General features: G+C 68.1%; 12 protein-coding genes and 1 pseudogene. 10 read left to right on the top strand and 3 right to left on the bottom strand.

The window, feature by feature from the left end:
• Positions 1 to 247: 247 nt before the first annotated feature.
• Positions 248 to 394, top strand: a pseudogene (locus tag AAF604_10050) (sigma factor-like helix-turn-helix DNA-binding protein).
• 407 nt (positions 395 to 801) lie between these two features.
• Here AAF604_10050 and AAF604_10045 read toward each other — a convergent pair.
• From AAF604_10045 to AAF604_10035, 3 genes are all read right to left on the bottom strand, one after another.
• Positions 802 to 2,766, bottom strand: a complete 1,965-nt coding sequence (locus AAF604_10045) for a hypothetical protein (GenBank protein MEM7049993.1) — start codon at positions 2,764 to 2,766, stop codon at positions 802 to 804.
• A gap of 135 nt (positions 2,767 to 2,901) precedes the next feature.
• Entirely contained in the window at positions 2,902 to 3,420 is a 519-nt protein-coding gene (locus AAF604_10040; GenBank protein MEM7049992.1) for a tetratricopeptide repeat protein, read from the bottom strand.
• A 9-nt stretch (positions 3,421 to 3,429) separates the two neighbouring features.
• Positions 3,430 to 4,524 carry a DUF1521 domain-containing protein gene (locus AAF604_10035; protein ID MEM7049991.1) on the bottom strand — a complete coding sequence of 365 codons (1,095 nt, stop codon included), beginning with the start codon at positions 4,522 to 4,524 and terminating at the stop codon, positions 3,430 to 3,432.
• Positions 4,525 to 5,047: 523 nt separating this feature from the next.
• Between AAF604_10035 and AAF604_10030 the strand changes: the two genes are divergently transcribed.
• The 9 genes from AAF604_10030 (at position 5,048) to AAF604_09990 (ending at position 10,489) form a co-directional block, all read left to right on the top strand.
• On the top strand, positions 5,048 to 5,836 hold the full coding sequence (locus AAF604_10030) for a hypothetical protein (GenBank protein ID MEM7049990.1): 789 nt from the start codon (positions 5,048 to 5,050) through the stop codon (positions 5,834 to 5,836).
• A 20-nt stretch (positions 5,837 to 5,856) separates the two neighbouring features.
• Positions 5,857 to 6,411 (top strand): tetratricopeptide repeat protein, encoded by a 555-nt coding sequence (locus tag AAF604_10025; protein MEM7049989.1) that lies wholly within the window; start codon positions 5,857 to 5,859, stop codon positions 6,409 to 6,411.
• Between the two features lie 135 nt (positions 6,412 to 6,546).
• Positions 6,547 to 6,789, top strand: coding sequence for a hypothetical protein (locus AAF604_10020; protein ID MEM7049988.1), 243 nt, complete (start codon positions 6,547 to 6,549; stop codon positions 6,787 to 6,789).
• A 15-nt stretch (positions 6,790 to 6,804) separates the two neighbouring features.
• Complete coding sequence (locus AAF604_10015; GenBank protein ID MEM7049987.1) at positions 6,805 to 7,080, top strand: hypothetical protein; 276 nt, start codon at positions 6,805 to 6,807, stop codon at positions 7,078 to 7,080.
• An 85-nt stretch (positions 7,081 to 7,165) separates the two neighbouring features.
• The gene (locus AAF604_10010) at positions 7,166 to 7,564 is read left to right on the top strand and encodes a tetratricopeptide repeat protein (protein ID MEM7049986.1); all 399 of its coding nucleotides are present in this window, start codon (positions 7,166 to 7,168) and stop codon (positions 7,562 to 7,564) included.
• Between the two features lie 19 nt (positions 7,565 to 7,583).
• A complete protein-coding gene (locus AAF604_10005) occupies positions 7,584 to 8,027 on the top strand; it encodes a hypothetical protein (GenBank protein MEM7049985.1) in 444 nt (147 codons plus the stop codon).
• Positions 8,028 to 8,031: 4 nt separating this feature from the next.
• Positions 8,032 to 8,856, top strand: a complete 825-nt coding sequence (locus AAF604_10000) for a hypothetical protein (protein ID MEM7049984.1) — start codon at positions 8,032 to 8,034, stop codon at positions 8,854 to 8,856.
• The gene (locus AAF604_09995; protein MEM7049983.1) at positions 8,853 to 9,851 is read left to right on the top strand and encodes a hypothetical protein; all 999 of its coding nucleotides are present in this window, start codon (positions 8,853 to 8,855) and stop codon (positions 9,849 to 9,851) included. The genes AAF604_10000 and AAF604_09995 overlap by 4 nt, the downstream gene beginning before the upstream one ends.
• Complete coding sequence (locus AAF604_09990) at positions 9,848 to 10,489, top strand: FliH/SctL family protein (GenBank protein ID MEM7049982.1); 642 nt, start codon at positions 9,848 to 9,850, stop codon at positions 10,487 to 10,489. The genes AAF604_09995 and AAF604_09990 overlap by 4 nt, the downstream gene beginning before the upstream one ends.
• Positions 10,490 to 10,503: the final 14 nt, after the last annotated feature.

The raw sequence follows: 10,503 nt of genomic DNA, 5'->3' as shown, positions 1-10,503 counted from the left end.
GCTGAAAAAGTCATCGGCAACCTGCGACTGAGCCGGGGAGTGCTCGGCGCCCCCGGCTCGGCGGCGGCAAGGCCGCCGCGACGGGAGAGGAGGCCCAAGAACCGCGCTTCTTGGGACGGAGCGGGACGCGTAGTCAGGGGCGCGTAGCCCCTCTCGGAAAAAACGGCTAGCAGCGCTGGAAAAGTCGCGAAGCGGACTTTTCAGCAGTCTGCTAGCAGGTTGCTGAGAAAGTCATCGGCAACCTGCGCCGCTGCGTCTGTTCTACTGGTTCGACTACTCGGTGGAGGAGATCGCGCAGACTCTGGCGGTGGCCGAGGGAACCGCCAAGTCCTATCTCCATCGGGGGCGCCAGCGCCTCCACCAACTGATGGGCGAGAAGGAGCGAACGCCGTGAAACCGACCTGCGACGACTTCGAGTGCATGATGGACCCGTCCGCTCCATTGACGGAACGGGAAAGAGCGTCCTGGGAGGAGCACCTCGAGGGCTGCGACCGCTGTGGGCGGCAAGGCGCCGCCCATGCCGCCCTGGCAGCCGCCTTCGCCGACCTGCCGGCGCCGGACTTTTCGCCCGCTTTCGACATTGCCTTGCGCCGTCAGCTCGAAGTCCGCCGCCGGTCGCCATCGCTCTGGCCCTCGTCGGCCTGGCTTCGCCCCTCCTACTCTTGCCTTCCTGGAGCCCCTTCTCGGTCCCAGGTTTGGAGTGAAGGGAAGGGCTCGCCAAGGGCCCGCCGGCCTCGTCGGACCGCCGCCGGCGGACCGATCAGGGAAAGCTTCAGCACTCCTCGCCGGCCTGCTTCTGCTTTACTCGAAGAACACCACGCCCGACCCCCGTCGCATGTCGTGCTCGAGGAGATCGGCCATATAGAGCAGCTCGTTCTCGTTCGGGGCGGCGCCGTCGCCCTGGCGGACGCTGTTCTCGGCGAAGGGCCGGGCGGCGCCCGCGAGGAGGTCGTCGCCGACCTCGGCGATCGTCCCTTGCTGCGCCTTGAGGTCGTCGCCGCGCATCCAGTCGTAGAGCTGTTCGATGACGCTGCCGGCCCCGAGGCGGCCGCCGCTGGCGCTGTCGATGGTCTCGTAGAGGGTGCCCGCCGGAGTGCCCTTGCCGAACTTGCCGATGGCGTAGTCGACGACGTCGCCGACCACCGCGAACATCTCCTTTTCGGAGTCGTAGATGCCCTTCAGGTCATCGATCGCATCGACACCACCGCGTAGCGTGGCGCCGAGGGTGAAGCCGAGGTCGCGCACCGCCAGGCGATCCCACTCGCGGCCCTGCGAGAAGGCCTCGGCGATGTGGTCCGCCAAGCCGTCGCGCTCGGCGCCGACGCCGATGAAGCGTTCGAGGGCTTGGCGCACCTCGGTGGCGTTGCTCTCGCCCCGGCCATGGAGCACTTCGCCGAAGAACTGCGACAGAGCGCGTTCATCGCGCGCCGGGTCGGCCCAGCCGGCGTCCGGATCGGCTTCGCCGAGGCCGGCCAGGCGGCTGATGATGGTGTCCGGCGGCCGCTCGCCGCCGAGCTGCTGCAGATAGCGGTCGACATCGGAGGAGAAGGCCCGTGCCAGTGCGTCCTCGACCTCGTGGCGGCCGAGCCAGTGCTCGGGACCGTCGGCGGCCAGGCGTTGGGCACCTTCCGAAAATGCCATGGCGCGGAAGTCGGCCCGCACCTCCGGCGAGGTGGCGAAGGCCTCTAGAAAGTCGGCCCGCTGGGACTGGAAGTTGACCCATTCGTTGCCCTGGACGACGCCGTCGATGCCGAGGATGTACTCGGGCACATCGCTCACCGCCAGGGCGTCGTGGAGGAAGGAGCGCATCTCCGCCGGTGCCAGCGCCAGGGAATCCTGCAGGTGGCTCATGGTGACCGGCAAGCGCGATTCATAGGACGCCATGCGCTCGATCAGGGCACTCGGGTCGGCCATCGAGCCGAGCACTCCGGCGATGGCGCGGGCGCTCGAGGCGCTGCCCTCCTGACCCGGACGGTAGGCCGGCAGGTATTGCTCGACGAACTGCTGCTTGAGGCTCTCGGAGCCGGAGGCGGCGACCAGCCGGCCGGCGACTTCGGCGCGCGGTCGATCGACCAGGAAGGGTGAAGTGACCGGGCGGTCGGCGGTCATCAGGCGATCGAGGGTCGCCTGCACCTGACCGCTGCCGGCTCCGCTGTCGGCAAGCGCACCGAAGGCACGGGCGACGCCGTCGAGCTGATCGCTCAGGCCGGGAGCGTCGATGCGGCCGAGGTTGTCGGTGGCGTAGTCGAGGATGTTGGCGATGGTGTCGGCGCCGGCGCTGCCGAGTAGGCGGTCGAGCTCCGCCGGCGGCAGGGCCTCGGCAGCTCCCGACAGCAGGTCGATGGCACGGCGGACGTCGCGTCCGCCAACCGGATCGGCGGTCAGGCGCTCGGCACTGTAGGAGGACAGTGCCCGACCGATCTCCTCGCCGCCGAGCTGACGCAGCACGTCTTGGCGCCAGGCCGGCTCGTCCTGCGAGGCGGTCAGGACGGCGTCGAGCACCGCCGCCTTGTCGGCCGGATCGGACTTCTGCCGCACCAGCTCGGCGGCTTCCTCGGCGGTGACGCCACCGGCTTCCTGGGGCGGAGCAGAGGGCGTCGGCAGGCTCGCCAAGAGGGTCGCCTCGTCGGCGGCCGAGTAGGTGTCCGTCACGACCGAGCTGTCGGGCGTGCTGCCGCCGACGGTCGAGGCGTGGTCGAGGCCTCCGGTGTCGACGCTACTTCCGCCGTCGATCACCGAAGTGCCGGTGGTGGGTTCGATGGTCATGGATACTCCTTCTATGGCTAACGGGAGGAGCCACCTGGGCGGTCCCAGCTGGGCGGCCCCACCTGGGCGGCCCCACCTGGGCGGCCCTTCCTGGGGCGGCCCCTCCCGCGATCGTTCGATACCTCAGGGTCGCCCTCAGCGGACGGCGTTTCGGATCTCTGACTGCATCGTCGCCACCAAGGCGCGGGCACGAACGGTGCTCGGCTGTTCGCCCTGGCGGTCTTCTTCGAGGGCCCGCACCAGATCATCGGCGGCCTCGACCAGGCGGCCCTGCTTCAGCCGCACCTCACCACGGTTGGCCAGTGCGGTGGTCGAGAAGGGATTGATCTCGAGGGCCCGACTGAAACAGCGGTCGGCCCGCTCGAGGCGTTCCTGACGCTGGGCGATGACCCCCAGGGCGGTGAGGAAGTAGGCGTCGTAGGGATCGAGGGCGAGGAGCCCTTCGAAGACGGTCTCGGCTTCGCCGAGCTGACCGTCTTCGAGGTGGGCATAGCCGACTCGGGCGATGTCGTACTGCTCTCCCTTCGAGATGCCCTCGAGCTCGCCGAGGGTGCGCTGGCCGAGGATGAACTGGCGCCCGGCCCGCGGGTCGAAGCCCACCGGGCGATCGTCGGCTCGACGCTGGCGGTGGCGTTGCGATCGTGCTTGGCTCATCGTTCCTCCTCAGTTGAGGACGGTGCCGGCTTGGCCGGCGCCGAGGGCCTGGTTGAGGGTGCCGAGATCGATCAGGAAGTGGGCCAGGCTGTGCACCGCTTGGGTGGCGCTGGGCAGGCTGGGGAACCACTCGCCGAGGCCGCCGAAGGGCGATCCGCCAGCCGGTGTCGTCAGCTCTGCGATGGCGTGATCGAGATGGATATAGGAAGAGAACAGGTCGCGGGTGGTCTCTGGAAGCCCGAGCTCGGCGAGAAAATCGTTGAGCTCGCCGCGCAGCTCATTGCCCCAGGCCGGTGATCCCCAGGCCGGTTTGAGACCGGCGTCGACCCAGTAGCGCTGTCCGCTGTCGAGGGTCTGGACATAGGCATTCTGCTCGCGATCGAAATGGGAGTCGACGATGCGACCCTTGGAGACGCCGTCGTGCTCCATCCAGAAGTCGACGTTCTCGCTCGAGCCACCCATCACGAAGGTATCCATCGCCTGGTGCTCGGCCAGATGGTCGGCGCGCCACTCGTAGCCATCGAAGGTGACTCCACTGGTCTCCGGGGACGAGGTGTTGATGCCCTGGATGGTCGCTCGGTCGCTGCCGTTGACGACGGTGACGTTCTCGAGCAGCGAGCGCCCGGTTTGGGAAGTGGTGTCGAGATAGACCAGGGTGCCGTCGCCGAGCTTGAGATTGCTGTCCCGGGTGAAGTCGAACTCGAGCTTCATCTGGTCGCCGTTCTTGGCGTAGAGGTGAGGGTCGCCCTTGATGTTGACCACCAGCTCACCCTGCGGATCGAAGATCTTCAGGGAGGCGCCTCGGCCTTCGGCCTCGAGGCGGTAGCCCCCGGCGGTGGTGATGGCACCGTTGTCGGCCACCTGGAGACCGCGACCCGCCGGAGCGCCGGCGAGGCCGACGGCCGGTGGTGGCAAGAACGCCGACGACGGCAGGGCCGAGTGGGCCGAGAACAGGTTGCCGGTGCCGCCGCCGGCGACGGAATCGAGGAGGTCGAGGGCGAGGCGTCCGGTGGCCGCATCGACCTGCGTCGGCGGGAGCCCGAAGTTGTTGATGTTGATGGTGATGTTCTGACCTCCGAGCTGGAGGTTCCCGATCGTGCTCATGGCTTCTTCCTTCCCTGCATCGGGGCAGGATTCGGTCGGTTCACCGGAGCCCTTGGAGAACGATGATTGATTGATATCAATAGAATTCATCAATGTCAATATATGTAGGTATTGCCGGGAGCCGAAGCAGAGAGAGGTTTTTCTTTATTCCATAACATTAATCTATTGACATTTATCTATGACTTGGTTAGGGTCCCGTCAGGTCGAAGCCATGCAGAACTCGAATCACAGACACGACGAGCCAAACCCTCGTCCTGTGCCGGCGTTGGGGACCGATGCCGGCCGTCCAGACCGACTCCGATCTTGGAGCCCAGGCTACCCGGAGCCCGCCTCGGAGCTTCGCGACCGGTCGATATGGACGCCTTTCCCCGCGGGGATCATTCGATTCCGCGGACCCCCCGGTCCCGTCACAGTCCGTGGCTGACCTGGCGCTCGATCGAGCGCGAGCGGCAGTCACCAACACCGGGTCTTCGGAAGGGAGGAAATCCTCCCGGAAGAGGCCGAAACCAAGGAGGAACACAGCATGTTTGGCAACTTGATTGGCGCAGTCTTCGGTGGTGGGGGCGGAGCCCTCTTCAATGCCATCGGACTGAGCAATCTGGGCAGCGCTTTCCTCAAGGCCAGTGGCCTCGGTGGCGTGCTGGACACCTTCACCCGCATAGCCGGCGTCGGACAGGCCTTCAACCTGACGGCGACGGTGGGGCAAGGCGTTCTGAACAAGCTCACCGGCCAGAACAACATCGCCGGCTACGGCTCGTTGCCGTCGCCGCAGGGGCTTTCGGGCCAGGACATCCAGGGACTCCTGGACAACCTCACCAACCCGATCAACGGCCTCGAGGAGATTCTTGGGCAGATCGAGCAGATGGTCCAGAACTTCACCGAGGGCGTGGGCGGGTTCGTGGACGCTCTGCTGCAGCTCTTCAAGGACAAGATGATGCAAGAGGAAGGCGATCTCACCGGATCCGAAGAGGCCGGGGGCTCGCAAGGCGGCGAAGGCGGCGAATCCGCCGAGGGTGCCGCCGGCTCGTCGGGCAGCGGAGGCGGTCGTCCGGCCACCGCCGGTGGCTGGGGTGATCTGCGCAACCACCCGATGGTGGTGCTGTTCTCCCGCGGCGTCGAAGCCTGGGAGAGCGGTCTGAAGCGCATCGCCGATGCCGACCCTTCGACACCCGAGGGAATGCAGGAGATCTTCCTCGGCCAGGCTGAGATGAACCGTGGACAGAACGCGATGACGGCGGCCTCGAACACCCTCAAGGCGCTGCACGCGACGATCCAGGCGATCACTCAGAACATCCCGAAGCAGAACGCTTAGCTTGATTGGGGCTTGAAACCATGGCACACCACGAGATCGAAGCAGTCCACGCGGAGCTCAGGAAGGCGATCGATGGCTTCCTCGAAGGGCAAACGCCGCACGAGGCGATTGGCCTGGACAGCGATCGGATTCTGGCGATGGCGCTCTATGCGCACGAGCTGGCCGATCAAGGACGCCCGGATAGTGCACGCCTTCTGTTACAGACCCTCGCCGGCCTCGAGCCGGACAACGCCTACCTTCATTCCTGTTTGGGCGCCCTGCAGATGCAGATGAGCGACAAGGAGGAGGCGGTGGTCTCGCTCCGGAGGGCCCTCGATCTCGACCCCAACGACATCGCGGCAGCCACCAACCTCGGCGAGCTCGCTCTCGAGAAGGGTGACCTGGAAAGTGCGGCTGCGCTCCTCGAGCGGGCGGTGACCCTCGATCCGGAGGGCCGCGATCCGCACGCCAATCGGGCGCGCAGTCTGGCGATGGTGGTGGTGGCCGTGGCCAAGGAGATCGAAGAGAAGGGCCCTGGCGCCCTCGACGAGATCCGAGCCCGCATCGTGCGCCTCGAAAACGAGGGGCACGCCTGATCCCGAGCGGGATCGGGTTCGAGCCAAGTCTTGGCGCGAGGCCCGCGGGCTCCCGACGGGATCACCCGCGGGCCTCGATGCCAACCCGAAGAGGCGCCGAAGGTTGGCGCCGGAACTGCCGAAAGGATGGCCAGCATGCTTCCCAGCCGGTCCCCTGGAGACCACCTTCCCAAGCTCCATCGGCGAGCCTTTCCCACCCTGACCCCCTGGCTGGCCGCCCCACCGGCCGACTTCCGGGCCCGCCTCAAGCGCCTCTCGGCCGCCCTGCGCAAGCCTGCCGCCGGGGCCGACCTCAATGCCGTCGCCGGGATCACCGTCGACGCACTCGATGAGCTCTACGGCCTGCGGGCCTCCCAATCCTTAGCCGGGCTCCGCTGAGCCAGGAGGATGCCAATGTCGATGACCACCGTCCCCACCGACCTCAAGTTTCCTCGCCAGACCGAGGGCTCGAACCTCAACAACGTCGACGTTCCGCTCGAAATCGATGGCGAAGACTTCTCTCAGCACATGACCGACCCTTCCACCGGTGGGGTCGAGGACATGGTCTTCTACCTCCAGCTCCAGATGCGCATCATGGCCGAGCAGCGCTTCTTCACCACCTTCTCGAACATCATCAAGGCGCGCCACGAAACCGCCCAGAACTCGGTGCGCAACATGCGCAGCGGCTAAGCCTTCGGGCAGCCGTCGTCCGGTGGATCCGCGGGCCTTGCGGGGCCCTTCGAGGGAAGAGGCAACGAGCGGAAAGGTTGGTGCCATGCCCGAGATCGAGCGCAGCGAGCTGATCACCCTGCTGGAAGAGTTGTGCCAAGCCCATCTCGAGCTCGGCCGCGTCGAGCGCGCCGACGAGCTCCTTCGAGCCCTCGAAGGGCTGGCGCCGGAGGCCGCCGCGACCCACTGGCTGGGTGGCCAGCTCGAGTTCTTCCGCGGCCGCTACCGGCGCGCCGAGCAGGCCTACCGCAAGGCCCTCCAGAAGCGTCCCGGCGATCGCACCCTGCGCGTCTTCCTGGGCGAGGCGCTGGTCGCCCAGCGGCGTTGGCGCGAAGCCCTGACAGTGCTCTCGGAGCTCATCTCCGAAGGGCGTTCGGATGTCTCCCACCGCTTTGCCGTGGCCCTCAAGACGGGCCTCGAGCAGGGCATGTTCCAGCGCGTCTAGAGCGGCAGGAGGAGTTGCCATGACGGTGAAATCGATCGCAGCCATCGCCGAAGCTCAGGGTGCCGCCGGCGCCGCCAGCGGCCAACGCTCCTGGTCGGTGCCGCCGGGACCGACCTTCGAAGCCTTCCTGTCGGCGGCCGAGCGGGGAGCGGAAGGAGCGGGCCGCGGGCCGCTGTTGCTCAGTGGTCCGGGGGGCGAGCGCTCCCTGGTGTCGCGTCCGCCGGAGGTCGACGCCGGCGAGGCGGCGCCCCCTGCCACCTCCTTCCTCGATGGCGCCGAGGAGAGCTTCGTGCAGCTCGAGAAGCTCCTCGGTGAGCTCGAGTCGGCGCGTCCCTACAGCCCCCAGGAGCTGCTCCGCATGCAGCTCGAGATCCACAAGATCACCCTCCAGATCGAAACCACCACGAAGGGCGTTTCGGAGGTCGTCAATGGCGCCAAACAGCTCTTCCAGCAGCAGATCTAGGGCCATGCGGAGAGCAACCCTGGGCCGGCTCGCGATCGTCTTCCTGGCGCTCGCCCTGGGCGCCTGCAGCGCCGAGCTCCTGCACGACATCCCGGAGGACGAGGCGACCCGCATTCTGGCGGTGCTGCAGCATCACGGCATCGAGGCCCACAAGGAGCTCGACGATGCCGAGGGCAACCGCTGGCGGGTGATCACCTCCCGCGGCTCCGCCGGACGCGCCTTCTCCCTGCTCGCCGAGTACAAGCTGCCGCGGGTACAGGACCGGCGTTTCCAGGACGTCTTCGGCAAGAGCAAGCTGGTGATGACGCCGATGGAAGAGCAGGCCCTCTACCTCGAAGCGCTGCAGGGCGAGATCGCCCACACCCTCGAATCCATCGACGGCGTGATCGACGCCCGCGTGCATCTGGTGCGGCCGAAGGTCGATCTCGCCGGCCGACCGGCCGGCCAGGCCAAGGCGTCGGTGGTGGTCGAGTATCAACCGACCTCCCAGGGATTGGCGCCGATCCAGAACGTCGAGATCCAGAAGATCGTCGCCAACTCGGTGGAGGAGATGACCCCGGAGCTGGTGGCGGTGGTGCAGAAACCGGCCTCCATCGCTGCGCCGGGGACTCTTCCCCTGAGCGACGGTAATCTGGTCAAGGTGGGGGCCTTGGTGGTCGAAGAGGGCACTCTGCCGACCCTCAAAGGCTTGATTACGCTGGCGGTCTTGATCATCGCCGGACTCGGGTTCGCGGTCTTCTGGCAGAGTCGCATGATCGGTGAGCTGCGCGACGAGCTGGTGGTCGAACGCACCGGTCTGGTGGCGACGCCGGAGGAGGCCGCCGAGTGAGCCTGTCGGCGGCGACCGCTCGCGGTCTGACGCAGGTCATCGGTCACTGGCTGGGGCCGGTGGCGGACGGCTCCGAAGGGCCGCCGCAGGAGGCCCCGGGCGCGGCGTCCGCCGGTTGGGTGAGCGCTCTCGAAGGGGTCGAAGGCGGCCTGCGATGGCGCGCCCTCGAGGCGTTGCGCCGCCGCCTCGACGACCCGCCCCTGGAGCGCATCGACAGCTCGTGGCTGGCGCATGCCTTGCCGGCCGATCCGCTGCTCCGCCTGTGGGCCCTCGATCGATTGCCAGAGTCTTTGCGGCGGCCGGTGCTGGAGCACCTCGACGACACCTCGAGAGCCTGGGCGGTGGGGTCACCGCCGCCCTGGTTCGAGGCTTGGTGGCAGCGTCGCTTGCAGCGCTCCCTGGCCTATCCGAGGGATTGGCCGGCGGCGATCGACCCCGCCCGGCCCTGGAGCTACCTCGATCGTCTGCCGGCGGGGGAGCTGCTGCTCCTGCTCGAGCGCTTCGGCCTGCGTGGACTGGCCGCCGGCTTGCCGAGGCTCGGTCATCGCGCCGCCCTGGCGGCGGTCTTTTCCCTGCCGGTGGCCCTGCGCGTCCTGCTGCGGCAGCGCGCCGCCGACGGCGGCAAGGCCTCGCCCGGGACGATGGGCGACGCCTCCCGACGGGAGTCCTCCGCTGGCGAAGGCGAAGCGGAAGCCTGGGGCGACCTGTTGCGGCGCGAGCTGGAGGCCGGCCGCGAAGGCCGCGAGGTGCCGCTCGTGCTCGCCCTCGAAGACCTCGCCGCGCAAGCTTCGGCGGGCGGTGAGGCGGCCGCTGGCCAGCGCCTGGCGCTGCGCCTGCCGCAGGTCTTCGGGCGACGTCTCCGAGAGCGCTTGGCGCAGCCCAATCAAACTCTGGTGGTGGCCGATGGCCGGCAGTGGCAGCGCTCCCTGACGATGGAGATCGGGCGCTTGCGGGCCCAGGGCCTGATCGGCGAGCTGCCGGGAGGTCCGTCGTGAGTCGCTGGATCAAGGCCGAGTACGTGCCGGCGGAGACGGCGTCGCCGACGGCGGCCCCGAGGGTCATCGCCGGCGAGATCTTCGCGGCGGAACGGCGCGCCGAGGAGATCGTGGCGCGGGCCGAGACCCGGGCGGTGGCGATTCTGGCGGCTGCCGAAGAGGAGGCCCGCTTGCGCAGTGAAGCGGCCGTCGAAGGCGTCACCGCGGCCTGCCTGGCGCGCTGGCAGGAGCGTTATGGGCGTTTGTCGGAGGCCCGTCGGGAGGTGCTCGAAAGGGCCCGACCGCAGGTCGTGGAGATGGCCCTGGCAATCGCCGCCAAGCTGCTGCGGCAGAGCCTCGAGATCGACCCCTCACTGGTCGAGGCGGCCTTCGTCGAGACCCTCGAGCTGTTGCCCCATCGCAGCTTTGGCCGGCTGGTGATGACGGTTCATCCGGATGACGCGGAGGTCGCCCGCGGGCTGCGTCAACGGCTGCTCGAGCGGCACCCGCGCTGGGAGGTCCTGAGCGTCGCCGTCGACGACGGCTTGAGCCGCGGCGGCTGTGTCCTCGAAACCGAGTTCGGGCAGATCGACGCCTCCCTCGAGACCCAGGCAACGGCGATCCGCCGGGTGCTGCTGCAGCCGGAGGACGAGGCGTGAAGGAGGCGGCGCCG

Source organism: Acidobacteriota bacterium, from assembly GCA_039028635.1.
Lineage (GTDB): Bacteria > Acidobacteriota > Thermoanaerobaculia > Multivoradales > JBCCEF01 > JBCCEF01.
The sequence above is the reverse complement of the archived record's forward strand: the minus strand, read 5'-3'. Positions and strand labels throughout refer to the sequence as shown.